This window comes from Roseobacter sp. HKCCA2468 (assembly GCF_037805105.1).
GTDB lineage: Bacteria > Pseudomonadota > Alphaproteobacteria > Rhodobacterales > Rhodobacteraceae > M30B80.
The window spans coordinates 34,498-57,975 of record NZ_JBBLYN010000006.1; the positions used below are offsets into that span (position 1 = coordinate 34,498).

The window sequence follows — 23,478 nt, forward strand, 5'->3', positions numbered from 1 at the left end:
AGGGATAGAAAATTGCGCAAGCAAAGGGAGGCCCGCATGAGCTATCAAAAGATTTATGAGTATGCCCGTTCCAACCCAGAAGGGTTTTGGATGGAGGCTGCTTCTGCCATTGATTGGGATGTTGAACCATCCCACGCGCTGTCTGATGAAAACGCGCCTCTTTATGAATGGTTTGCAGATGGTCAACTGAATGGTTGTTGGAACGCGGTCGATCGCCATGTTGCCGCAGGCCATGGGGATCGCACCGCTATCATCTATGACAGCCCCATCACCAGCACGGTTCAGAAAATTTCCTATGCAGAATTGCAAGAACGTGTCGCGCTTCTGGCGGGTGGCCTTCAGGCCAAAGGTGTGACCAAAGGGGATCGGGTCATTATCTATATGCCGATGGTGCCCCAGGCCGTTGAGGCGATGCTTGCCTGCGCGCGCATTGGCGCGGTGCATTCGGTGGTCTTTGGCGGCTTTGCTGCGGCTGAATTGGCGGTGCGCATTGATGATGCGCAGCCCAAATGTATCATCGCCGCCTCCTGTGGCCTCGAGCCGGGCCGCGTGGTGCATTATAAACCGCTTTTGGATGCGGCCATCGAGGCCGCCGCCCATAAGCCAGATTTCTGCGTGATCTTTCAGCGCGAGCAAGAAGTGGCAAGCTTGACCGATGGGCGCGATGTCGATTGGTATGGCTTCCAACACGGGGTTGCGCCCGCGCCTTGTGTGCCCGTAGAGGGCAACCACCCCGCCTATATTCTCTACACCTCTGGCACAACGGGCCAACCAAAGGGCGTTGTGCGCCATACAGGCGGCCATCTGGTTGCGTTGAATTGGTCAATGCGCAATCTCTACGACATGAACCCTGGCGAGGTGTTTTGGGCCGCCTCTGATGTGGGTTGGGTCGTGGGGCATTCCTATATTTGTTACGCGCCTCTGACCTTTGGCTGCACCACAATCGTCTTTGAAGGCAAACCTATTGGAACGCCTGATGCAGGCACGTTCTGGCGCGTGATTGATGAGCATAAGGTCAAATGCCTGTTTACCGCCCCAACGGCCTTTCGCGCGATCAAGCGCGAAGACCCAGAAGGCAGCTTTATTGGAAAATATGACATCTCTAGCCTTGAATCGCTGTTCTTGGCGGGTGAGCGTGCCGACCCTGACACAATCCAATGGGCGCAGGCAAAACTTGGCGTGCCAGTGATTGACCATTGGTGGCAAACCGAAACGGGTTGGGCCATTTGTGGCAACCCATTGGGTATTGAAAAATTGCCTGTCAAAATCGGCAGCCCCTCGGTGCCAATGCCTGGGTATGATGTGCAAATTTTGGATGAGGGCGGGCATGAATTGCCTGCGGGCGAATTGGGCGCGATTGCGATTAAATTGCCCTTGCCGCCTGCAACCTTGCCTACGTTGTGGAATGCCGAAGCCCGCTTCCGCAAATCCTATCTTGAGCATTTCAAAGGCTATTACGAGACGGGTGATGCGGGATATAAGGATGAAGACGGGTATCTTTATATCATGGCGCGCACGGATGATGTGATCAACGTGGCGGGCCACCGCTTGTCTACCGGTGGGATGGAGGAGGTTCTTGCCTCTCACCCAGATGTGGCTGAATGCGCGGTGATCGGTGTGGCAGATGATCTCAAAGGGCAAATGCCTCTGGGGTTTTTGTGTCTCAATAAAGGGACGACCAAAGATGCGGCAGATGTCGTGTCTGAATGCGTGAAACTTGTGCGTGACAAAATCGGCCCCGTTGCGGCGTTCAAATTGGCCGTTGTGGTGGATCGCCTGCCCAAAACCCGTTCGGGCAAGATTTTGCGCGGCACAATGGTGAAAATCGCTGATGGCGAAAGCTATAAAATGCCCGCAACAATTGATGATCCTGCGATTTTAGACGAGATTGCAGCGGCCTTGAAAACCTTGGGCTATCCCAAAGCCTAAGGCGGGTTTGGCGAGACGGTATGAAGGGCGGGCCTTTGGGCCCGCTTTTTCTTTCGCCTTGCGTGCATCGGTTCGTCAGGACAGATTGAGGCAACGCAATTCAAGGAGTGCGGATCATGCCCCAGACCAAGACACCAGACCCCGCATTGATGGCCGCCGCCGCAGAAATCCGTCCGCGCGCCTATGCCCCATATTCGGGCTTTGCAGTCGGTGCTGCGCTGCGTGGGGCAGATGGGCAGATTTACCAAGGGGTGAATGTCGAAAACGCGGCCTATCCCCAAGGCACCTGTGCCGAGGCGGGCGCAATTTCAGCGATGATTGCCGCAGGCTGTCATGAGATCCTAGAGGTTGCGGTAATCGCAGATAGCCCCGTTCCTGTCGCCCCTTGTGGGGGGTGTCGCCAAAAATTGCGGGAATTCAGCAAAGATGAGGTGCTGATCACCATGGCCACAACGCGCGGCACAAGTCAGGCGATCCTGAGCATGGCGGACATCCTGCCTGGCGCCTTTGTGAAATCGGCGATGGAATAGGGTAGATCATGGCCGATCCGCGCAGCATCTTGGCAAAATTGCGAGAGGGGCAAACTCTGACCGAATTTGAGATGTTTGCCTTTGCCGAAGGGTTGGCGGATGGCACTGTCAGCGATGCGCAGGCGGGGGCCTTTGCGATGGCCGTATGTTTGCGCGGCCTCAGCCTTGAGAACCGCACCCATCTGACCCATGGGATGCTGGAAAGTGGCACGGTTCTGGGGTGGTCACTGGATGGCCCTGTGATCGACAAACATTCCACAGGCGGGGTGGGTGATTGTGTGTCGCTGATCCTTGCCCCTGCTTTAGCGGCGTGCGGGGCTTATGTGCCGATGATTTCAGGGCGTGGCTTGGGGCATACGGGCGGCACCTTGGACAAACTTTCGGCAATTTCGGGCTTGCAGATTGATGTCGCTATTGAGGATTTGCAACGCATTGTAGGGCAAGTGGGCTGTGCGATTGTCAGCGCCAATGCCGATATCGCCCCCGCGGATCGTAGGCTTTATGGGTTGCGTGATATCACCGCCACTGTGCCAAGCATTGATTTGATCACGGCGTCTATTTTGTCCAAGAAATTGGCAGCAGGGCTAGAGGCCTTGGTTTTAGACGTGAAATGCGGCACGGGTGCCTTTATGCAAACCCCGCAAGAGGCCGTGCAACTGGCTCAATCCTTGGTGGATACAGCGCAAAGCGCGGGCTGTAAAACCACGGCGCTTGTCACCGATATGAACCAACCGCTTGCGCGTGCAGCGGGCAATTCTTTGGAAATGATGGAGGTGATGGAGGCGCTGTGCAGTCCAAAGCTCGACAGTGATCTGATCCGCCTAACCATCAGCCTTGGGGGTGAGGTTTTGGTGCAAGCGGGGCTTGCGGTTGATGCGGCGGCAGGTGAGATGGCACTGACAAACGCGCTGACCCAAGGTCACGCCGCCGAGGTTTTTGGCCGTATGGTTGCGGCGCAAGGGGGCGCCACAGATTTTGTGGCACGTTGGCGAGATCGCTTGCCTGCAGCGCCCTATGCGGTGGATATTTTCCCGCAAAAGACGGGCTACATCCGCGCAATTGACGCCCGCACCTTGGGCGAGGTCGTGGTGCATCTTGGCGGGGGGCGTCTACAGGCAGAGGATCAGATCGACAAACGCGTGGGTCTTTCTGACATCCAGCGGATTGGTGATTTGGCCGACCCTACGACCCCGCTTTTGCGCATTCATGCGCGCGACCCTGAGATTGCCAAACATATGGGGGCAATCGCGTTAGACGCCTTCACCCTCTCCGAAGAAAGGCCGCCGCGCCCTGCCTTGATCCATGAAAGGATCGGCTGAATGGCGCGTGGATTTTTGGTGGTGATGGATTCTGTTGGTATCGGGGGCGCACCAGACGCAGACCGATATTTCAATGCGGGCCATCCCGATACAGGCGCGAATACCTTGGGCCATATCGCGCAGGCACAGCCGCTGAGAGTGCCGAATTTGGATCGTCTGGGTCTCGGGGCCGCTTTGCATCTGGCAAGCGGCATCTGCACTGCACCCCTGACACCGGCTGCACCGAATGCCATTTGGGGGGTGGCCGAAGAATCCGCCAAAGGCAAAGACACGCCATCAGGCCATTGGGAATTGACGGGCTGCGCCTTGCCTTGGGATTGGCACTATTTCCCCGCCACCGTTCCCAGTTTCTCTGAGGCTTTGGTCGCGGCGGTTCAATCTATCGCAGGTGTTGGGGGAATTTTGGGCAATTGCCACGCCTCTGGCACTGAGATCATCGAACGCCTTGGGGCGCAACATCTGCAAACGGGGTATCCGATTTGCTACACCTCCGCCGATAGTGTCTTTCAGATTGCCGCGCATGAAGAGGTCTTTGGGCTAGAGCGTCTCTATGACCTCTGCGAAAGGATCGCCCCGCAACTGCACGCGATGCGGGTAGGGCGGGTGATCGCGCGGCCCTTTACGGGTCGCGTAGGCGCGTTTGAGCGCACTGAAAACCGCCGCGATTACGCGATGATGCCGCCCAACCCAACCTTGTTGGATCACGCATCCGAGGCAGGGCGCGCGGTCATTGCCATTGGCAAAATCAGCGATATTTTCGCCCATCGTGGCATCACGGAAAGCCATAAGGGAGGTGATGCCCGCCTGATGGAACATCTGGCCCACGCGGTTGATTGCGCCCCCGATGGTAGCCTCACACTCGCCAATTTCGTTGAGTTTGATGCCCGTTTTGGCCATCGCCGCGATGTGGCGGGTTATGCGGGTGCGCTGGAATGGTTTGACGCGGCGATTGCGCCGATTATCGCGGCGCTGCGCGCGGGTGACATGCTGATTTTAACCGCGGATCATGGCAATGATCCCACTTGGGTTGGCACGGATCACACCCGTGAACGTGTCCCATTTTTGGTCGCGGCCCCTGACCATGCACCCCAAGGGCTAGGCCTTCGGGCCTTTGCCGATATTGGCGCAAGTCTTGCTGCGCATTTGGGGCTTGGCCCCCTTCAGATTGGAACCCCTGCCTTATGAGCCAGATTGACAGTCAAATCATCTATGCTGCCATGACCTTTGTCGCTGCCCTATTTGGCGTGCGTCTGGCCGCCCGGGTCTTGTCGCAGCGGGTGATCTCATGGCGCGCGGCCACCTTATTTGCCATAGTGGTCACCGCGCTCGGCTATTATTTTTAGGGGAACGGCGATGTCAGATATGGCCCGCGTCAAAAAGGTTGAATTGCACCTTCATCTTGAGGGGGCGGCACAGCCTGATTTTATTCGTCAGATTGCCTTTGAAAAAAAGGTGGATTTATCGGGCATTTTCACCGCGCAAGGCGGCTATGACATTCATGATTTCGTGCATTTTCTACGCGTCTATGAGGCGGCAACATCGGTTCTCACCACGCCCGAAGATTATGCGCGTCTGACGCGCTCTGTGCTTGAGGCATCCGCAGGCCACGGGGTGGTTTATTGCGAAACCTTCTTGTCCCCTGATTTTTGCGGCGGTGGGGATATTGGTGCTTGGCGTGAGTATCTTTCTGCAATGACCGAAGCCGCAGATGCCGCCGAGCGGGATTTTGGGATCACGATGCGGGGCGTGATTACGGCGGTTCGTCATTTCGGGCCAGATCAGGCGAAACGGGCCGCGCGCTGTGCTGCGGAAACGGCGGGACGCATGATTTGCGGCTTTGGAATGGCGGGGGACGAGAAGATTGGCCACGTGCGCGATTTTTCATGGAGCTTTGATTGCGCGGCCGAGGCAGGACTACCCTTCACCATTCATGCAGGCGAATGGGGGGGCGCGCAATCGGTGCGCGAGACGCTAGATGCCTATAATCCGCCCCGTATCGGGCATGGTGTCGAGGCGATCAGTGACCCTGACTTGGTCGCACGCCTTGCCGATACGGGTGTTGTTTTGGAATGCTGCCCTGTGTCGAATGTTTTTCTTGGGGTTTTCCCAAATTGGAAAAGTCACCCGCTTGCGCGTCTGCGCGAGGCTGGGGTCAAAGTAACCGTGTCAACCGATGATCCCCCCTTTTTCCATACCAATATGAGCCGTGAATATGAGGCCTTGGAACAGCATTTTGGGTGGGGTGAGACGGAATTCACGGAAATAAACCAAACCGCGCTTGCGGCGGCCTTTTGTGATGAGGAAACCCGCGCGCGCGTTGCAAAACGGCTTGAAAGCTAGGGGGAAGACTATGACAGAATTCGATACGCTGACCATCGTGACCCATCCGCTTGTGCAACATAAGCTGAGCTTGATGCGCGACAAAAACTGCGCCTCCCAAGATTTCGCGCGGCTTTTGACCGAAATTTCGATGCTGATGGCCTATGAGGCCACCCGCGATTTGGCGGTTACAACCACCGCCGTTGAAACCCCGCTTGAGGTGATGGATGCGCCAACACTTGCAGGGAAAAAACTGGCTTTGATTTCCATTTTGCGGGCGGGCAACGGAATGCTTGAAGGGATGCGCGCTGTAATCCCCGCTGCGCGGGTTGGATTTGTCGGGCTGTATCGCAATGAGGAAACGCTTGAGCCCGTGGATTACTATCTCAACCTGCCCTCGCACCTGTCCCAACGTCATGTCATCGCCCTAGATCCCATGCTGGCCACGGGCAATTCGGCGGCTGCGGCGGTGGATAAAATCAAATCGGAAGGGGCCGTTGATATCAGTCTGATGACATTGCTGGCCGCCCCTGAGGGTGTCAGGACATTCGCCGCCCGCCATCCTGATGTGCCAATTTTTACCGCGGCCTTGGATCGCGGTTTGAACGAAAAGGGGTATATCCTTCCGGGTCTAGGGGATGCGGGGGATCGGATATTTGCCACCAAATGAGGGGCGGATATCTATTAGTTCTGTTATGTGCCTTTACTATGTCTAAATATTGATGCATTCTTGCCCCAATTCGGGGGCTTGAATGGTCAAAAAAGCAGTAAAATTTTGGGGCAGCATGGGATTTGCTGCAACGGTTCTATCCTCAATGGTTGCCGTTGCTGGGCAGGGGATCGCGCAAAACCTAAGGCCACCCGCGGAATTCCCCCCCCAGTCATTCACCTCTGAACAATATGTCGACAGCACAGGCTGTGCGTTCATTCGCACGGGGCAGGGGGCTTCGACAGATTGGATTCCGCGTATCTCGCGGGATCGCAGGCAGATTTGCGGTTTGCCGCCCTCCCTGTCGCAAATGGCGGCGGCCCCTGTCGCGCCTGCCCCTGTTATGGGTGCAGCGCCCGCGACACGGCCCGCACAGGCCCCCATGCGCCTGCGGGAACCCGTTGGTGTCGCACCCGCTGCAGCACCTGTCATGGCGGTTGTTCCGCCCGCGCAAAGCCCCTCAAATAATTCCAACCGCTGCATCATTCGCGCCCGCGATGGCAGCGTGACCGAAATTCGTAGCCGCACGGCAATACGGTGTGGCCCGCAACCCATTCACCCTGCCGATGGGTTGGCCCGTTCCGAGCATCGCGCGCCATTGACGGTTCCCTCCATGATTGCGGGTGCCGCTACAGGACGGATTGGGGCAACGGATCCAAGCGGGATTATCGTGCCCGAAGGGTATCGGCCTGCATGGTCAGATGGGCGTCTCAATCCGATGCGGGGGCCGCGCTCGGCTGCGGGTGATGCGCAAATGGCGCAGATTTGGGATCAGGGCGTGCCAGCGCGTCTGCAAAATGACCGCAGGGGAACCTTGCGCTTTGGCCTGCAAAATTTTTTCGCGAGCCTATTTAGCGGTGGCAGACCACCCGTTGCCACAGCGGTGGCTGCGCCTGGGCCTATCCCACAGGTCATTGCAACGCCTCAGGCCACGGAGGCGCCGTCAATTTTCGTCAGCCGGTCGACACGCGCGGAACCCGCCGCACAGCCACAGGGGCCCGTGACGCAATCAAGCCGCAATACCCCAGCCGCAGAGGCAGCACCCGTTTCCCCCCGTAGCGGCCTGAGCGCCTCAGAGCCTGCAACAGGTCAACCAACGGCCTTGCCAGCGGCCCCTGTTACAGGGGCCTTGGTTCGCGCCGCCACCTATAGCACGCGGAACGAAGCCGCGCAGACCGCCGCGCAATTGGCCCAATTTGGCATGACTGCACGGCTTGGGCGTATGAGTTCGGGATATGCGGTTCTGGTCGGCCCGTTCTCAAGTGATGCAGCCACGCAACGCGCGGCATTGGCCCTGCGTGCGGCAGGGTTCACCTCGGCCCACATTCAGTGATCTGTTCACTCAGTGCAAATCTCTTGCAGGGCAACCCATCTCGTATCTTCTAACAAGGGCGCATTTGGTGCTGTGCGAAGGGGGTCTGCCTCGATCAGGCTAAGGGTGTTTTCACCCGAGATATCGAGTGCGTAGGCGTAAGGTTGCGAGGAAATCTCGGCCTGTGCGAATTGCGATAAAAGCGCCTCATCGGCCACATCTGTTGGTGTTTCGGTCAGCAGACTGGCGGCGCGCGCAGCCAGATGCGTGTCGCTGATCTGGCCTGTGGTCAACAGTCGAAATGTCGCCCACAAACCTGCCTCTTGCAGCAGGGCTTGGGTGGGGTTGCTGTCAACCAAGCGGATATATTCTGACAATAAAAACCCTGCCAACACATCAGGGCTTTGGTAATCCTCCACCACGGATCGGTTTAGCACGATCAAATCGCCGGGCAAATGTAGGCTTGCGGGCAGACCATCACGCAGAACCACAAGCCGCGGTACGGTCGGTGTGGCGATGAACACCCGCCGCGCAAGGGCTGCAAGCGCGGCTTGCCCCGCGGTTTGATTGCAGCTTGGCCCCGTCAGTTGGATCATCTCTGAGAGAATATCCTGACCTATTTCGCGCTTTTTTGCCTCGGGCAAAAGATGCACTGTCTGGCGCACCAATGCATCAGGCAACCAAAACAGGCCCAAGCCCAGAACCACCGCGGCGGTTGTCGCCGCCAGAATGCCACGCAACCGCCCAGGATGGGGGCGATGGCGGTCAATCATACTGCGCAGCTTTTCGATTGCGGCGATCATGTCCTCATCCGCGATCTCTAGGCTTTCGTCACTCCCCTCGACAGGCACATAAAGGGCGGGCAGCTCGCCCGGATTGACGCGGATCACCGCGGCCAGCGACCAATGGGTGAGCGCGGTTTCTGAAAGGGTCGATATGATCAAAGACGTGTTGCCCAAATTGATCAACACTTCGCGGCGTTGGCTGTCGCCAACATCGCGCCAAAGGCCTGTGGCCTCTAGTTTTTGATATTCCTCTAACGCGGTCACGCAATGCCCTCGCGCTTATGCATCGCGAAACCCGTCATCTTTGCCCAATGTTGGCGCAGGCATCAGGTCATAGGGATGTGCCCAATTGGGTTGGTGGGCCAAGCGGGTCAGCCATGCCGAAATCGCAGGATAATCGGCGCGCGTGAAATTGAAATTTTCAGGATAATAGAGATAGCCCGCGCAGGCGATATCAGCCGCAGAGACACTGTCGCAGGCAATCCAGTCGCGGGTGCTGAGCACCCCTTCAAGAATGGAAAGCGCGGCCTGCATCCGCCCCGTCAAATACCCAATAACGCCCGCATCTCGTTTGTCCTCGGGCGCGAAATTTATCAAGAACCGCAACGGCCCCGCAGTGCCCGAAACCTTTTGATTGTCGAACAAAATCCACCGCAAGATTTCTTGGCGGTCTGAGGCACTCGCCCCTGCAAGTTTGCCTGTTTCATCCATAACCCAAGTTTGGATCAACCCTGATTGGGTCAGGATTTTACCCCCTGCATCTAGCACGGGAACTTCGCCCATTGGGTTTATTGCGCGAAACTCTGCACCACGCGCCTCGCCGTTGAAGAAATCAACAAAACGGGGCTGCCAAGGCACACCTGCCAATGTCAGGCACAGCGCGGCTTTATAGGCATTTCCAGATTCCCCAAAACAATAGAGGGTGTTGGTCACGGCTCGGTTTCCTTATGTCACGTTATGACTGTGGGTCTTGATCCGATTTTCGGTCTGCCAGCATTTGCGCCACCAAATCAATTTGACTTTGCAAATCACGAATGGCTTGGCCTAACTCGGTATATTGTGCCTGCATATCGTGCAATCTTTCACGCCCAACTTCTAGGCTTCTTTCCAGTTGCGTCACTTGATTGTCGCCGAGTGCATAAAGGTCAAGCAATTGTCGCATCGCCTCTAGGCTAAAGCCAAAGCGTTTGCCCTGCAAAATCAGTTTGAGACGCGCTTGGTCGCTACGGGAATAAAGCCGCTTTTGTCCCACACGCAAGGGGGCCAACAGCTCCTTGCTTTCGTAGAACCGAAGGCTGCGCGGCGTCACTTGAAACAGGGCGCACATCTCGCCGATGGTGCGAAAATCGGCCTCGCGCTGTGGGGCGTCTGATGGCATTTGCGGCATCCTCGGCTGATCCATGATTTGAGCACAGCTTATCATAGAATTGGTATCGATGTAATTTGCGCATTGCCGCGGGCGCGCGCTGCGCGTTAGATGGTGCAGATCATTAACCCCAATTTGTTGGATTATGCCCGTGCCCTCCGACCAGTCGGATATCCTCCATGTCGCGCAAAGTTTCATCACGCAACTGCCCTATGCGGCGGCGTTGCAGATGAACATTGTTGCCCTTGGATCTGGGACTGCGGCGATGACGATGCGGGTTCTGCCCGATCTCCGTGATGCTGCGGGCGCGCTGCATGAAGGCGCACTCACGGCGCTGATGGACACCTGTGCAGGCACGGCAGTGGTGGCGCATGACAGCAAACCCCTTGCGACCGCGACCTTAGATCTGCGCCTTGATGTGATGGGCCAAAGTGCAAAAGGCACAGTTCTGGCCAAGGCGGAGTGTTATGCCATCAGGGGAAATGTGGCCTTTGTCACTGTGGCGGCCACTGATCATGAGACAGGCGCGCTTTTGGCCAAAGCCAGCGGAAGTTTCACGGTCGAATATGGGCCAGAGGGCAAGGGTGTCTTGGAGATGGTCAACCCGCAAAAGAGGCAGGGCTGATGCAGCAGATTTTCAACCAGCTGCCCTATGCGCGGTTTTTGGGCCTAGAGGGCCAAGAGGGCGGGGTGATCAAATTGCCTTATCGTGGCGTTTTGATTGGCAATCCGATTTTGCCCGCGCTGCATGGCGGGGTTACAGCATCGGTGCTGCAGATCGCGGCGCAAGCCCATGTTATAGATGCGCTCTCTATCCCGCTGACAACCCCGCCAAAGTTGATTGATTTCACTGTGGATTATTTGCGCCGCGGCCTGCCCGAAGATGGGTTTGCCAAGGCGCAGCTGACCCGCGCGGGGCGCCGTTTTGCCTCGGTCTCGGTGACGATGTGGCAAGGTGATCCAGACACCCCCATTGCCGCGGCGCATGGCCATTTTGTCTTGGTGACAGTCCCATGACGGATCAGACCCCGCCCTTGACCCATGCGCGGGTGTTGCGCATCGCCGTGCCTGTGGTTTTGTCAAACATCACGGTGCCGCTTTTGGGTTTGGTCGACACGGGCGTTGTTGGCCAATTGGGTGATGCGGCTATGATCGGCGCGGTGGGCTTGGGTGCGATATCCATGACCACTGTATTTTGGATTTTTGGATTCTTGCGCATGGGCACTGTCGGTTTGGCCGCGCAGGCCCATGGGGCAGGGGATCAGGCAGAAATCTCGGCCTTGCTGTCGCGCGTTTTGATGATTGGCGTGGTGGCTGGTGTGGTTTTGATCCTGCTGCAATCGGCAATCTTCGCGGCCATTTTTGCGATAGCCCCCGCAAGTGATGCGGTCGAGGCTTTGGCGCGCGATTACATGGCAATCCGCATTTGGTCTGCCCCGGCTGCAATCGCGATTTATGGTATCACGGGGTGGTTGATTGCCGCTGAACGCACAGGCGCCGTGTTCGTTTTGCAGCTCTGGATGAACGGGTTGAACATCCTGCTATCAGTGGGGTTTGTGTTGGGTTTGGGCTATGATGTCGATGGTGTGGCCGCGGCCACGTCCATTGCAGAATGGTCGGGCTTGGCGCTTGGGCTTTATCTGTGTCGCACGGGATTTTCGCAGGCTGCATGGCGCGATTGGCCGCGCGTTTTTGATCGCGGGCGGCTGTTGCATATGGCGCAGGTCAACACCGATATTTTGATCCGTTCCGTCTTTCTGATGGCGGGGTTTACCTCCTTCATCTATATCGGCTCGGATTTCGGGGATACGACCCTCGCTTCCAATCAAATTCTTATGCAATTCATCCATATTACCGCCTATGGGTTGGACGGGTTTGCCTTTGCCGCCGAAAGTCTTGTTGGAAAATCCTTAGGGGCCAAAAACCATGCCGCCTTGCGCCGCAGCGCCATAATGACGGCGCTTTGGTCGGGCGGTGTGGCGGTGGTGATGGCCGCAGCTTTTTGGGTCTTTGGAGGCGAGATTATTGATATTCTCACCACTGCGCCCGAAGTGCGCATTGAGGCGCGTGATTACCTGTTTTGGATGGTGCTGGCGCCGCTTGTTGGGTTTCAAGCATGGATTTTGGACGGGATATTCATTGGCGCAACCCGCACCCGTGACATGCGCAACATGATGGCCCTGTCTTTCGCAGGCTATGTCATGCTGTGTGTGACGCTGATCCCCGCCTATGGAAATCATGGGTTATGGGCCGCGTTGTTGGGGATGTTCATCCTGCGCGGTCTGAGCCTTGGGGCGCGCTACCCCGCACTTGAGCGCAGCGCGACCTAAAGCAGCGTAAGGATATTTTCAGGCGGGCGGCCAATTGCGGCGGCGGTTTCACTGATCAAAACAGGGCGTTCAATCAGCCGTGGATCATCGGCCATGGCAGCTAAGATTGCGGCCTTATCCGTCAAATCCACCCCCGTTTCGCGGGCCTCTTTTGCGCGGATTAGATCTCGGGCAGGGCGGCCTAGTTTTGCGATCACTGCGGCCAGTTCGGCATGGGTGGGCGCGGTGTCTAAATAGGCGCGCGTGTCAAACTCGATGCCCCTCTCTGTCAGCAATGCCAAAGCCTGACGGGATTTCGAACAGCGTGGATTATGCCAGAGGGTCAAAGCCATGCGTCAACCCCCGTGCCGATGGCAGATTGCAAACTGGCATGGCCATCTTGCGCAAGAGCGGCGTCAAGACCTTGAAGGATATCGGCAACCAAACCCATACCCCCATAAACAAGCCCCGTGTAAAGCTGCACCAAGTGCGCGCCCGCCTTGATCTTGGCATAGGCTTGATCCGCATTGGCCACGCCCCCCACACCAATCAAGGCAATCTTGCCGCCTGTTTGCTGCGACAGTCGTGCCAGAACTTGGGTGGATCGCTCGAACAAGGGTTGCCCTGACAGGCCCCCAGTTTCGCGCCGATGGCGCCCGCGCAACCCCTCGCGTGAAATGGTGGTATTGGTGGCAATGATGCCCGCAAGCTGCATCCGCAAGGCAAGCTCTGCAATGGCGTCAATCTCGTCATTGGTCAGGTCAGGTGCAATTTTCACAAAGAGGGGCACGGGACGGGCGAGATCAAAATTCGCATCCATGACCCCTTGCAACAAGCGTTCAAGCTGGTCTGCGGCCTGCAGGTCACGCAGGTTCTCGGTGTTGGGAGAGGAGATGTTGATCGTAGCAAAATCAATCAGCCCCCCACAACGGGCCAAAACCAAAGCGTAATCTGCCGCGCGATCCGTGCTGGTTTTATTGGCGCCCAAATTCAAACCCAAAGGAATGCGATGGGGGCGGTCGGCCAGACGTTTGGATGCAGCCTCCATGCCTTCATTATTAAAGCCAAAGCGATTGATCACTGCGCGGTCACGCGGCAGGCGAAACACGCGGGGTTGCGGGTTTCCTGGCTGCGCCTGTGGCGTGATTGCCCCCACCTCAATAAACCCCAACCCTGTTTCCATTAAGGGCGCAATTGCGGTGGCATTTTTGTCAAAGCCCGCCGCAAGGCCAAGCGGGTTTGGGAAATTCATCCCCGCCACAGTTGTTGCCAAACGTGCGGTGGTAATAGGCCCTGTTTTGGGGGCAAGCCCCATGTTCAGCGCGGTCAGCGCAAGACCATGCGCGCGTTCAGGCGAGATCAGGCGCAAGGCAGCAAGGGCGGCTTTTTCAAACATCAGATGTCCTAATCTCTCATCACCCGTTCAAATCGGGCAGAATGTGAAGGCCATTTTCAAGCGTCAATTCATGATGCCATAAAACCCCGTCTAAGGGCAGCTTGCCATATAAATGCGGGAAAAGATCGCCGCCGCGCGACACCTCCCACCGCAGGGCATCGCCAAAGGCATCGGCCTCATAGGCGGCAAGGATCAATCCTTCGACAGCTGAAAAATGCTTGGCCAAGGTTTCGGCCACCTGCGCTGCGGTCGAGAAATGGATATAGCCATCGGCCTGATCAATCGGCGCGCCAAGGGTTTCTTTCTGGGCGCAAAGCGCGTCCCATTCGGAAGGGCGGAGAATTTTGAATATCAACATATGCGTGATGTGCGGAAATCCGCATCATAGGTCAAGGCTCATTCATCCTTGACGAAAACGGGACGATGACTTACCCCCAGATTCAAGCAAGCGGGTATGGTGTAATGGTAGCGCCCTAGCCTTCCAAGCTAGTCGTGCGGGTTCGATTCCCGCTACCCGCTCCACGCTCTCATCGCTTCATCAGACTTGTATCATGGCCCAAGTTCCGCAAAGCTATGCGGTGTGAACAGGGCGCATGGGGCAAACTATGTCTAGGGCAGTCGTGATTGGTGGCACAGGCGGGATCGGCGCAGGCATTGCGCGGGTTTTGCTGCGCGAAGGGTGGCAGGTCACAGTCACCGGCCTGGCCCCACAAGAGATTGCTGATTTTGCAGCGGCTATCCCGCAGGTGGCCACAGCCCAGCTTGATGTCACGGACCAAGCGGCGGTGGATCAGTTTTTCGGACAGTTTGACGGGCTTGACGCTTTGGTGAATTGCGCAGGCGTTTTGTTTCGCGGTGCGGAATATGAAATGGATGTGTTCACCAAAGTGATCGAGATCAATCTGACAGGCACGATGCGCACTTGTGTTGCCGCCCATCCGCTGCTTGCGAAGTCCAAAGGGGCGATTGTGAACACGGCCTCCATGCTGAGCACATTTGGGGGGCCGCTTGTTCCCGCTTATTCGGCCTCCAAAGGCGGTGTCGCGCAGTTGACAAAGGCCTTGGCGGGGAAATGGGCCGCGGACGGCGTGCGGGTCAATGCGATTGCGCCCGGATGGATCGAAACTGAGATGACCGCAGCCTTGCGCGAAGACCCCGCGCGAAACGGCCCCATTCTGGCGCGCACCCCGATGGGGCGGTGGGGCAAGCCCGATGAAATAGGCGAGTTGGTTGCGTGGCTTTTATCGGCCCGTGCTGGCTTTGTGACAGGTGCCATTTATCCCGTAGATGGCGGCTATAGTGCAATGTGAGGTGACCATGCCCCTTCAAAAATCTGACCATGATCCAATGACCCCCTATCAGTTGCCCTTTCCCCAAGATGCATTGGAGGAGATCATGATCCCCAATGCCATCCCAGAAGATGAGCGGATTTGGGTGCCGCAGGCCCCGAATGTTTGGTTTCGGCCGCTCTGTCTTAATCGCTCGCAAGGGTATTGGATGAACCTGCTTAAGGTGACCAAATCGGGCGTGCTGTCGCGCCATCGCCATCCGCAGGCGGTGCATGGTTGGGTGTTGAAGGGACGATGGCATTACCTTGAGCATGACTGGGAGGCCACAGCGGGCTCTTATGTTTACGAACCCCCGGGCGAGACGCACACATTGGTCGTGCCCGAAGGGGTTGATGAGATGATCACCTTTTTTCAGGTCAATGGCGTCATGTGCTATGTCGATCCTTATGGCGAGGTTTTGGGCTATGAGGATGTCTTTACCAAGATTGATCTGTGCCGCGCGCATTACGAACGTGTCGGGCTTGGCGCAGATTACGTTGACCAATTCATCCGATGACAGATCATGCGCCATCCCCGAATGCTGCGGAGGCTGGCTTTTGGGATGCGGTCTATCTCGATCGGGCGGTTGATCAGCTTGGGTGGTATCAAGCAGATTACACCCATGCCCTTGCCCAAATCGAGGCGCTCAAGCTTGGGCCTGACGCGCCCATTCTAGATGCAGGGGCAGGGCGGTCAGGCTTGGCGCGTGGCTTGGCGCTTGCAGGCTATCGCGATGTCACAGCCATCGATATTTCGGCCCATGCCATGACCCAAAGCATGGCCGCCTGTCGTGATCTTGACCATCCGCCGCGCTTCATTTGTGCGGATTTGCGCAACTGGCAACCGCCCCGCCACTATCACCTTTGGCATGATCGCGCGGTGTTTCATTTTTTAACCGACCCTGACGCGCAGGCGGCCTATGTGCAGGTGATGGCCCGCGCTGTGATCCCCAAGGGTCATGTGATCTTGTCGGTGTTTCACCAAGATGGCCCTGAGCGATGCAGCGGCCTGCCTGTGCAGCGTTATGATGCCGCCACGCTTGCTGCGCGGCTGGGGTCATATTTCACCCTGCACGCGGCAGAGACAGCCACGCATCACACGCCAAACGGTGTTGCGCAGCTTTTCCTTAGGGCGCATTTTGTGCGGGCGGCAGGGGTGTCGGGGCAGAGCCCTCAACCCGCAATTTAACGCGCCCGCCGACCATCACGCTTTGCCCGAATTCCAAGACCGCGCCCGATTTTGCGCAGATGTTAATCGCGGTGATTTCTAACAGGGCCGCGCCATGGCGAATGCCCAATTGATGTGCTTGCAATTTTGTGGCCGCGCGCGCGTCAATTTGCGTGTCGCGGCGCAGGTAATCGTCAAACCCATCCGCCGCAAAGGCCGCTGTAATCGAAGGGTCGCGGGTAAGGTTGTCCAATAAATTCGGCAGCCTTGCGGCAGGAAAGCACGATGAAAACAGCGACAGAGCCACCCCATCGGCATAGGATAGACCCTCTGCGTGATGCACCAATTCCCCCTCGCGGATATTGAGCATCTCGGCCTCTTTGGCATCAGCAGGGCGGCTGAACAATGCGGTGTAACGTCTGTCGGGCACACGGCCTGTTGCGCGGATGGCTTGAGAAAACCGCACCCTTGGCCCAATCTGATAAGGGGTTTGGGCTTCGGTTACAAAAACGCCTGCGCCTTGGCGGCTAAGGGCCAGCCCCGCCTCAACGAGACTTGCGATGGCGCGGCGCACGGTATGGCGGTTCACGCCAAAGCGGGCGGCCAATTCCGCCTCTGTGGGCAATTTGGTGCCTGCTGCAAAGCGCCCCAAACGGATATCGGTTTCAAGGTCGTTTCGAATTTCTGTCCAGATCGTGGCTTTGGGCATCTGTCATCAAAATTTCATCAAAAGCCGCTTGTGAGGGGGCAGGGTTGAGCGTAAAGTTTGTCTAGTTGTATATTTTATCGGATAACTTCGCAAGATGTCGAATTTAGGCGAACACATCGAACGGCAAGCATGGCTGTCCACCATGGCACAGGCCCCCGCAGATCGCCTGATCGCGCTGTGTCAATCCGCAGGCGTTGAGGTGCCGCATAGCGTTTTGCGTGCGCCTGAAATTGGCACGGTCATGGTGCGTGGGCGCGCAGGCGCGGTGGGCGCTGCGTTTAATCTCGGTGAAATGACTGTCACCCGCGCCTCGGTGCGCCTCAATGAAAGCGGTGCGGTTGGGCACGGATATGTGCAGGGCCGCAGTCATGAGGCCGCAACCTATGCCGCGCTGGTCGATGCGCTGTGTCAGACAGATCAAGGGTCGGCTTTGATCGCCTCCGTGATCACCCCTTTGCGCGTGGAAAAAGCAGCGCGTGAGGGCGCGCGGGCGGCGCGCGCGGCGGGCACAAAGGTTGAATTTTTCACCATGGTTCGGGGGGAATGAGCATGGCACTGTCTGAGCCAAATGTGACCGATGCGATGGGGGGCGGGTTCGCCAATCCCCCGCGCGATGCTGCAATTGCCTTTCGCGCGGCCTTGGATGTGATGGCCCGTCCTGGGGTGATCCGCGAGATTTCAGGTGGGCATCCGCCGCTGCCCTTATCCCCTGCGGCGGGCAGTTTGCTGCTGGTTCTTTGTGATCCTGAAACACGGGTTTACCTTTCCCCATCTTGCGACACAGACGCTATTCGCGAATGGCTGCGCTTTCATACGGGCGCGCCTTTGGTTTCTGCGGATGAGGCAGATTTCGCCATTGGCCCATGGGATGAGCTTTGCGTTGATCTCGCGCGGATGCGTCAAGGTGTGCAAGATTACCCTGACCGCTCTGTCACATTGATCGTTGAGATGGATCATCTCGCGGCGGAGGGGGTGCGCTTGACGGGGCCAGGCATTCAGGCGGAGGCCTGTCTCAATCTGCCTGAGACTGCGGCTTTTGTCGCCAATGCGCGCCGCTTCCCGCTTGGGTTTGACACGTTCTTCACATCAGGCAGCCAAATAGCGGCCCTGCCGCGATCCACCCGTATTGAGGGGGCTTCCTGATGTATGTTGCGGTAAAAGGGGGCGAGCGGGCGATTGACGCCGCCCATGAATGGTTGGCCGATGAGCGGCGCGGCGCAACCGATGTGGCGGAATTGAGCATCCCGCAAATTCGCGAACAGCTTAGCTTGGCTGTCAATCGGGTCATGGCCGAAGGTTCGCTATACGATCCTGATTTGGCAGCTCTGGCGATCAAGCAGGCGCGGGGCGATATGATTGAGGCGATTTTTCTGATCCGCGCCTATCGCACCACCTTGCCCCGTTTTGGGGTGAGCGCCCCGATTGATACTGGCGCGATGCGCTGTGATCGGCGCATCTCGGCCACTTTTAAGGATCTGCCAGGCGGGCAGATCTTGGGGCCAACCTTTGACTATACCCACCGCTTGTTGGATTTCGCTTTGGTGGCGGAGGGGGCGGTGTCGCCCGCAGCCAAAGAGGCCGCGCCAGTGGATGCCGCACCTTTGCCGCATGTCACCGAATTTCTGGATCGCGAGGGCCTATTGCAGCCCGAGCCTGAGGATAACACGCCCCCGCGTGATCTGACGCGCGAGCCCTTGGATTTCCCTGCGGATCGTCCGCTGAAACTTCAGGCCTTGGCGCGTGGCGATGAGGGGTTTGTTCTCTCGATGGCTTATTCCACGCAACGGGGCTATGCGCGCAACCACCCGTTCGTGGGCGAATTGCGCATCGGGCGCGTGGCTGTGTCGATGGATATTCCCGAATTGGGCTTTGCCATTGATCTCGGCGAGATCACGGTCAGCGAATGTGAAACCGTGAACCAATTTACAGGCAGCAAGACCGAGCCGCCGCAATTCACCCGCGGTTATGGTTTGGTCTTTGGGCAATCCGAACGCAAAGCGATTTCCATGGCCCTCGTGGATCGCGCCTTGCGATGGGAGGAATTGGGTGAGGATGATGTGGGCGCGCCCGCGCAAGACGCAGAGTTTGTCCTGTCCCATTCTGATAATGTGCAAGCAACTGGGTTCCTCGAACATATCAAACTGCCTCATTACGTGGATTTCCAATCTGAATTGGAGCTGATCCGCCGCCTGCGCGCCGAGGCGATGATGGCATCTACAGGCCCACGGGAGGCTGCAGAATGAGCTATAATTTTGCCTATCTGGACGAGCAGACCAAGCGGATGATCCGCCGCGCTATTCTGAAGGGGGTGGCCATTCCAGGCTATCAGGTGCCCTTCGCAAGTCGCGAAATGCCAATGCCCTATGGGTGGGGCACGGGCGGTGTTCAGGTTTCTGCCGCCTGCTTAACCCCCGATGATGTGTTCAAAGTCATCGACCAAGGTGCGGATGACACGACCAATGCCGTTTCAATCCGCCGCTTTTTCGAGAAAACCGCAGGCATGGCGGTGACCGAGAAAACCACGGAGGCCACTGTCATCCAAACGCGCCACCGCATCCCTGAAACGCCGCTGAGTGCGGATCAGATTTTGGTCTATCAAGTGCCAATCCCCGAGCCGCTGCGTTTCCTAGAGCCGCGTGAAACCGAAACGCGCAAGATGCATGGGCTTGAGGAATATGGCCTGATGCATGTCAAGCTCTACGAGGACATTGCGCGCCATGGCGAGATTGCGACCGCCTATGCTTATCCTGTGAAGGTGGAAGATCGCTATGTGATGGATCCCTCTCCAATCCCGAAATTCGACAATCCCAAATTGGAAAGCCCTGCTTTGCAATTGTTTGGGGCGGGACGTGAGCAAAGGATTTACGCGCTGCCGCCCTATACCAAGGTCGTCAGTCTCGATTTTGAAGATTACCCCTTTAATCCGTCAAAAGCGGCACATCCTTGTGCGCTATGTGGGGCCGAAGACAGCTACTTAGATGAGGTGATCGTGGATGATGCGGGCGGGCGGATGTTTGTCTGTTCCGACACAGATTACTGCGCCAGCCGCCGCGAGACAGGAGAGGTCGCATGACCCCGCTTTTGCAAGTGCGCAATATTGAGAAACGATACGGCGCGCGGATTGGCTGTGCAGATGTCTCGTTTGATCTTTATCCAGGCGAAGTCTTGGGGATTGTGGGCGAGTCTGGGTCAGGTAAGTCCACGCTGCTCAATTGCCTCGCGGGGCATCAGAGCCCTGATCAGGGCGAAGTGATTTTTGACACCCGTGCCGATGGCCCCCGTGATGTCCGTCAGATGCCCGAGGCCGAGCGGCGGATGCTGTCGCGCACCGATTGGGCCTTTGTGCATCAAAATCCGCGTGATGGATTGCGGATGCGGGTATCCGCAGGCGGTAATGTCGGCGAGCGGTTGATGGCGGTCGGCGCGCGTCATTATGGCGATATTCGCCAGACAGCGGGTGACTGGCTGAGCAAGGTTGAAATCGACACCGCCCGCATGGATGATCGCCCTTCGGCCTTTTCGGGTGGGATGCAGCAGCGCCTGCAAATCGCGCGCAATTTGGTAACGGGCCCGCGCCTTGTTTTCATGGATGAACCCACGGGCGGCTTGGACGTTAGCGTGCAGGCACGGCTGTTGGATTTGCTGCGCGGTCTTGTCCGCCGTATGGGATTGTCGGCCATTATCGTCACCCATGATTTGGCGGTGGTGCGTCTTTTGGCAGATCGGCTGATGGTGATGAAATCGGGCCATGTTGTGGAAACAGGTTTGACCGATCAGGTCTTGGATGATCCGCAACACGCCTATACGCAGCTTTTGGTATCTTCGGTTTTGCAGGTGTGAGGGATGACGATGATCACAGTCACAGATTTGGGGAAATCTTTTACCCTGCACAATCAAAACAGCGCGGTGATCCCCGTGCTAGAGGGCGCGAATTTTTCCGTAGCGGCGGGCGAATGTGTCGCCCTGACAGGGGAAAGCGGGGCAGGGAAATCCACTGTCATGCGCATCCTTTACGGAAATTATCTGGCGCAAGCGGGGCGTGTGGTGGTGAACGGGTTGGACATCACCACCGCCACCCCGCGCGAGATTTTGACCTTACGGCGCGAGGTTTTAGGGTATGTCAGCCAGTTCTTGCGCGTGGTGCCGCGCGTGCCCACCCTAGAGGTTGTGGCAGAGCCTCTCTTGTCTCTTGGTGTGGCTGAGGACGAAGCGCAGGCGCGGGCCGCAGATTTGCTGACGCGGTTGCGCATCCCCGAACGGCTTTGGCCGTTATCGCCCACGACATTCTCGGGCGGTGAACAGCAACGCGTCAACATTGCGCGCGGATTTGCACATCGCTATCCCGTTTTGCTGTTGGATGAGCCAACCGCCAGCCTTGATGCCCAGAACCGCGAGACGGTGCTATCGCTGATCGAAGAGGCGAAGGCAGAAGGGGCTGCGATCGTTGGAATTTTCCATGACCTTGAAGCGCGCGAGCGGGTGGCGGATCGCGCCATTGATGTCAGCGTCTTTACCCCAAGGAAGATCGCATGAAGACAGGCCGCCTCATTGCGGTTGTTGGCCCCTCTGGGGTGGGCAAAGACAGCGTGATGGCAGGGCTGATGGCCCGCCATCCCGATTTGCGCGCGGCCAAACGCGTGATCACCCGCCCCAGTGATGCGGGGGGTGAGGCGTTTGATGGGGTCAGCGCAGATGAATTTGCGCGTCTCAAGGGGCAGGGGGCCTTTGCCTTGTCATGGCAGGCGCATGGCCTCTCTTATGGTATTCCCGTTGAGGTGGCCGATTGGATTGCCGCAGGTCATGATGTCCTTGCAAACCTGTCTCGCAATGTGTTGAGCGAGGCTGCGTTGCGATTTGCGCATGTGGTGGTTCTGTCCATCACCGCAAGCCCTGCGGTTTTGGCCACGCGTCTTGCCGCGCGCGGGCGCGAGGATGCACAGGATATCGCCGCGCGTCTGGCGCGACAGGTTCCTTTGCCCGAGGGCCTGAATGTCGTGGAAATTGACAATAGCGGCACGATAGAGGTCGCCATCGCCGCCGCTGAGGCAGGCTTATTCAAAGGATAGAACAATCATGAGCAGCGAAGTGATTTTCGGCAATGCGCAGATCGTTACTGTGGATCGGGTCTTTGCAGGCAGCGTGATTGTGCAAGATGGGGTCATTGCGGATATCCGCGAAGGCGGCACCTTGCTACGTGGCGCGATTGATTGCGAGGGCGATTATCTGACGCCCGGTCTGGTTGAATTGCACACTGACAATCTTGAGCGGCACATGCAACCGCGCCCGTCAGTTGATTGGCCCCATGATGCGGCCATTATCGCCCATGATGCGGAACTGGCAGGGGCAGGGATCACGACAGTTTTCGATGCCATGCGCATTGGGTCGATTAATTCGGGCAAAACCCGTTACGAACGCTATGCCCGTCCTTTGGCCAGCGAGATGTTGGCCCTGCGCGATCAAGGGATGCTGAAGATCAGCCATTTTCTACACCTGCGCGCCGAAATATGTTCCGAAACCTTGGCCGAAGAATTGGCCGAATTTGGCCCAGCAGACCGCGTGGGTTTGGTGAGCCTTATGGATCACACACCAGGGCAACGGCAATTCCGTGATCTGTCCAAGCTCAAAGCCTATGTGATGGGTAAGAACAATCTCAGCGAGGATGAATGGTTAGACCATATCGCACAGCTGACAGAGATGCGTGCGCGATTTGGGGATATGCACGAACAGGCCGCAGTGGACCACGCTCGCCGCTATGGTGCGCTTTTGGCAAGCCATGATGATACCACCGCGGATCATGTCGCGAAATCGGCAGGCTACGGGATCAAATTGGCCGAATTCCCGACCACGCGCGAGGCGGCCGAGGCCTGCCATAGGCACGGCATCGCGGTTATGATGGGCGCGCCCAATTTGATCCGTGGCGGATCGCATTCGGGCAATGTTTCGGCTGCTGAACTGGCCGAAGCAGGCCTGTTGGATATCATCTCCTCTGATTATGTCCCTGCTGCGCTTTTGCTGTCAGCTTATCGCTTGGGGCAAATGTGGAATGATCTGCCGCGCGCCATCGCCACAGTAACGGCCAACCCTGCTAAGGCTGCGGGTTTGCAGGATCGTGGCCGCATCGAACAAGGCTTGCGCGGTGATGTTTTGCGCCTGTCTGTTGCGGGTGGCACACCGCGTTTGCGCGGGGTCTGGTCGCGCGGCTTGCGCGTTGCCTGACCAATGATTTTTTTACGAAACGGTAATAATTCGGTCATGTAACTGACTCACTGCACAGCGATACGGCCCTCAAGATTTTCGAAG

At 57.5% G+C, this 23,478-nt stretch carries 29 protein-coding genes and 1 tRNA gene; 23 read left to right on the forward strand and 7 right to left on the reverse strand.

Annotated features, from left to right (window positions below):
• Positions 1-36 precede the first annotated feature (36 nt).
• The 8 genes from AAC620_RS11660 to AAC620_RS11695 all read left to right on the forward strand — a co-directional run bounded on the left by AAC620_RS11660 (position 37) and on the right by AAC620_RS11695 (position 8,139).
• A complete protein-coding gene (locus AAC620_RS11660; RefSeq protein WP_340245190.1) occupies positions 37-1,929 on the forward strand; it encodes a propionyl-CoA synthetase in 1,893 nt (630 codons plus the stop codon).
• Between the two features lie 116 nt (positions 1,930-2,045).
• Positions 2,046-2,459 carry a cytidine deaminase gene (locus AAC620_RS11665; protein ID WP_340245192.1) on the forward strand — a complete coding sequence of 138 codons (414 nt, stop codon included), beginning with the start codon at positions 2,046-2,048 and terminating at the stop codon, positions 2,457-2,459.
• A gap of 8 nt (positions 2,460-2,467) precedes the next feature.
• Positions 2,468-3,778 carry a thymidine phosphorylase gene (locus AAC620_RS11670; protein ID WP_340245194.1) on the forward strand — a complete coding sequence of 437 codons (1,311 nt, stop codon included), beginning with the start codon at positions 2,468-2,470 and terminating at the stop codon, positions 3,776-3,778.
• Positions 3,779-4,963: a phosphopentomutase gene (locus AAC620_RS11675; RefSeq protein WP_340245196.1), complete on the forward strand. Its 1,185-nt coding sequence runs from the start codon at positions 3,779-3,781 to the stop codon at positions 4,961-4,963.
• Entirely contained in the window at positions 4,960-5,121 is a 162-nt protein-coding gene (locus AAC620_RS11680; protein WP_340245198.1) for a hypothetical protein, read from the forward strand. Before AAC620_RS11675 ends, AAC620_RS11680 begins: the two co-directional genes overlap by 4 nt.
• 10 nt (positions 5,122-5,131) lie before the next feature.
• Positions 5,132-6,118 carry an adenosine deaminase gene (locus AAC620_RS11685; protein ID WP_340245199.1) on the forward strand — a complete coding sequence of 329 codons (987 nt, stop codon included), beginning with the start codon at positions 5,132-5,134 and terminating at the stop codon, positions 6,116-6,118.
• 10 nt (positions 6,119-6,128) lie between these two features.
• Positions 6,129-6,767, forward strand: coding sequence for a uracil phosphoribosyltransferase (gene upp, locus AAC620_RS11690; protein WP_340245201.1), 639 nt, complete (start codon positions 6,129-6,131; stop codon positions 6,765-6,767).
• Between the two features lie 82 nt (positions 6,768-6,849).
• Positions 6,850-8,139 (forward strand): SPOR domain-containing protein, encoded by a 1,290-nt coding sequence (locus tag AAC620_RS11695; RefSeq protein ID WP_340245203.1) that lies wholly within the window; start codon positions 6,850-6,852, stop codon positions 8,137-8,139.
• A 5-nt stretch (positions 8,140-8,144) separates the two neighbouring features.
• Here the strand turns inward: AAC620_RS11695 and AAC620_RS11700 are convergent, their stop codons facing one another.
• From AAC620_RS11700 to AAC620_RS11710, 3 genes are read right to left on the reverse strand one after another with little or no spacing between them, the layout of a single operon-like run.
• Entirely contained in the window at positions 8,145-9,167 is a 1,023-nt protein-coding gene (locus AAC620_RS11700; RefSeq protein WP_340245205.1) for a hypothetical protein, read from the reverse strand.
• A gap of 15 nt (positions 9,168-9,182) precedes the next feature.
• Entirely contained in the window at positions 9,183-9,836 is a 654-nt protein-coding gene (locus AAC620_RS11705; RefSeq protein ID WP_340245206.1) for a glutathione S-transferase family protein, read from the reverse strand.
• A 22-nt stretch (positions 9,837-9,858) separates the two neighbouring features.
• The gene (locus AAC620_RS11710; protein ID WP_317655448.1) at positions 9,859-10,281 is read right to left on the reverse strand and encodes a MerR family transcriptional regulator; all 423 of its coding nucleotides are present in this window, start codon (positions 10,279-10,281) and stop codon (positions 9,859-9,861) included.
• A gap of 133 nt (positions 10,282-10,414) precedes the next feature.
• On the opposite strand from AAC620_RS11710, the gene AAC620_RS11715 reads away from it, so the two are divergent.
• The 3 genes from AAC620_RS11715 to AAC620_RS11725 are packed head-to-tail and all read left to right on the forward strand — an operon-like array spanning position 10,415 to position 12,599.
• Positions 10,415-10,894 carry a PaaI family thioesterase gene (locus AAC620_RS11715; RefSeq protein ID WP_340245208.1) on the forward strand — a complete coding sequence of 160 codons (480 nt, stop codon included), beginning with the start codon at positions 10,415-10,417 and terminating at the stop codon, positions 10,892-10,894.
• Positions 10,894-11,286 carry a PaaI family thioesterase gene (locus AAC620_RS11720; protein WP_340245210.1) on the forward strand — a complete coding sequence of 131 codons (393 nt, stop codon included), beginning with the start codon at positions 10,894-10,896 and terminating at the stop codon, positions 11,284-11,286. The genes AAC620_RS11715 and AAC620_RS11720 overlap by 1 nt, the downstream gene beginning before the upstream one ends.
• Positions 11,283-12,599, forward strand: coding sequence for an MATE family efflux transporter (locus AAC620_RS11725; protein ID WP_340245212.1), 1,317 nt, complete (start codon positions 11,283-11,285; stop codon positions 12,597-12,599). The genes AAC620_RS11720 and AAC620_RS11725 overlap by 4 nt, the downstream gene beginning before the upstream one ends.
• Here AAC620_RS11725 and arsC read toward each other — a convergent pair.
• From arsC to AAC620_RS11740, 3 genes are read right to left on the reverse strand one after another with little or no spacing between them, the layout of a single operon-like run.
• Positions 12,596-12,931, reverse strand: coding sequence for an arsenate reductase (glutaredoxin) (gene arsC / locus AAC620_RS11730; protein WP_340245213.1), 336 nt, complete (start codon positions 12,929-12,931; stop codon positions 12,596-12,598). The genes AAC620_RS11725 and arsC overlap by 4 nt on opposite strands.
• The gene (locus AAC620_RS11735) at positions 12,922-13,974 is read right to left on the reverse strand and encodes a quinone-dependent dihydroorotate dehydrogenase (RefSeq protein WP_340245215.1); all 1,053 of its coding nucleotides are present in this window, start codon (positions 13,972-13,974) and stop codon (positions 12,922-12,924) included. Before AAC620_RS11735 ends, arsC begins: the two co-directional genes overlap by 10 nt.
• Positions 13,975-13,993: 19 nt before the next feature.
• The gene (locus AAC620_RS11740) at positions 13,994-14,332 is read right to left on the reverse strand and encodes a DUF952 domain-containing protein (RefSeq protein ID WP_317655442.1); all 339 of its coding nucleotides are present in this window, start codon (positions 14,330-14,332) and stop codon (positions 13,994-13,996) included.
• 90 nt (positions 14,333-14,422) lie between these two features.
• On the opposite strand from AAC620_RS11740, the gene AAC620_RS11745 reads away from it, so the two are divergent.
• The 4 genes from AAC620_RS11745 to AAC620_RS11760 all read left to right on the forward strand — a co-directional run bounded on the left by AAC620_RS11745 (position 14,423) and on the right by AAC620_RS11760 (position 16,490).
• Positions 14,423-14,496 (forward strand) — tRNA-Gly (locus AAC620_RS11745).
• An 83-nt stretch (positions 14,497-14,579) separates the two neighbouring features.
• Positions 14,580-15,284 (forward strand): SDR family NAD(P)-dependent oxidoreductase, encoded by a 705-nt coding sequence (locus tag AAC620_RS11750; protein WP_340245217.1) that lies wholly within the window; start codon positions 14,580-14,582, stop codon positions 15,282-15,284.
• A gap of 7 nt (positions 15,285-15,291) precedes the next feature.
• Positions 15,292-15,819, forward strand: coding sequence for a 2,4'-dihydroxyacetophenone dioxygenase family protein (locus AAC620_RS11755; RefSeq protein ID WP_317655440.1), 528 nt, complete (start codon positions 15,292-15,294; stop codon positions 15,817-15,819).
• Positions 15,816-16,490 (forward strand): class I SAM-dependent methyltransferase, encoded by a 675-nt coding sequence (locus AAC620_RS11760; RefSeq protein ID WP_340245219.1) that lies wholly within the window; start codon positions 15,816-15,818, stop codon positions 16,488-16,490. The genes AAC620_RS11755 and AAC620_RS11760 overlap by 4 nt, the downstream gene beginning before the upstream one ends.
• Here the strand turns inward: AAC620_RS11760 and phnF are convergent.
• Positions 16,429-17,178, reverse strand: a complete 750-nt coding sequence (gene phnF, locus AAC620_RS11765) for a phosphonate metabolism transcriptional regulator PhnF (RefSeq protein ID WP_340245220.1) — start codon at positions 17,176-17,178, stop codon at positions 16,429-16,431. The two genes, AAC620_RS11760 and phnF, sit on opposite strands and share 62 nt — an antisense overlap.
• A gap of 94 nt (positions 17,179-17,272) precedes the next feature.
• Between phnF and phnG the strand changes: the two genes are divergently transcribed.
• Genes phnG through AAC620_RS11805 form a run of 8 tightly spaced genes read left to right on the forward strand, consistent with a single transcriptional unit; the run spans position 17,273 to position 23,394 of the window.
• Positions 17,273-17,725 (forward strand): phosphonate C-P lyase system protein PhnG, encoded by a 453-nt coding sequence (phnG, locus tag AAC620_RS11770; protein WP_340245221.1) that lies wholly within the window; start codon positions 17,273-17,275, stop codon positions 17,723-17,725.
• Between the two features lie 2 nt (positions 17,726-17,727).
• On the forward strand, positions 17,728-18,321 hold the full coding sequence (gene phnH / locus AAC620_RS11775) for a phosphonate C-P lyase system protein PhnH (RefSeq protein ID WP_340245223.1): 594 nt from the start codon (positions 17,728-17,730) through the stop codon (positions 18,319-18,321).
• Complete coding sequence (locus AAC620_RS11780; protein WP_340245225.1) at positions 18,321-19,421, forward strand: carbon-phosphorus lyase complex subunit PhnI; 1,101 nt, start codon at positions 18,321-18,323, stop codon at positions 19,419-19,421. The genes phnH and AAC620_RS11780 overlap by 1 nt, the downstream gene beginning before the upstream one ends.
• Complete coding sequence (locus AAC620_RS11785; RefSeq protein WP_340245227.1) at positions 19,418-20,251, forward strand: alpha-D-ribose 1-methylphosphonate 5-phosphate C-P-lyase PhnJ; 834 nt, start codon at positions 19,418-19,420, stop codon at positions 20,249-20,251. The genes AAC620_RS11780 and AAC620_RS11785 overlap by 4 nt, the downstream gene beginning before the upstream one ends.
• Complete coding sequence (gene phnK, locus AAC620_RS11790) at positions 20,248-21,018, forward strand: phosphonate C-P lyase system protein PhnK (protein WP_317655431.1); 771 nt, start codon at positions 20,248-20,250, stop codon at positions 21,016-21,018. The genes AAC620_RS11785 and phnK overlap by 4 nt, the downstream gene beginning before the upstream one ends.
• Positions 21,019-21,027: 9 nt before the next feature.
• Positions 21,028-21,711: a phosphonate C-P lyase system protein PhnL gene (gene phnL, locus AAC620_RS11795; protein WP_340245286.1), complete on the forward strand. Its 684-nt coding sequence runs from the start codon at positions 21,028-21,030 to the stop codon at positions 21,709-21,711.
• Positions 21,708-22,244: a phosphonate metabolism protein/1,5-bisphosphokinase (PRPP-forming) PhnN gene (phnN, locus tag AAC620_RS11800; RefSeq protein WP_340245228.1), complete on the forward strand. Its 537-nt coding sequence runs from the start codon at positions 21,708-21,710 to the stop codon at positions 22,242-22,244. Before phnL ends, phnN begins: the two co-directional genes overlap by 4 nt.
• 7 nt (positions 22,245-22,251) lie before the next feature.
• Positions 22,252-23,394, forward strand: a complete 1,143-nt coding sequence (locus AAC620_RS11805; protein ID WP_340245230.1) for an alpha-D-ribose 1-methylphosphonate 5-triphosphate diphosphatase — start codon at positions 22,252-22,254, stop codon at positions 23,392-23,394.
• The last annotated feature ends 84 nt before the right edge of the window (positions 23,395-23,478 follow it).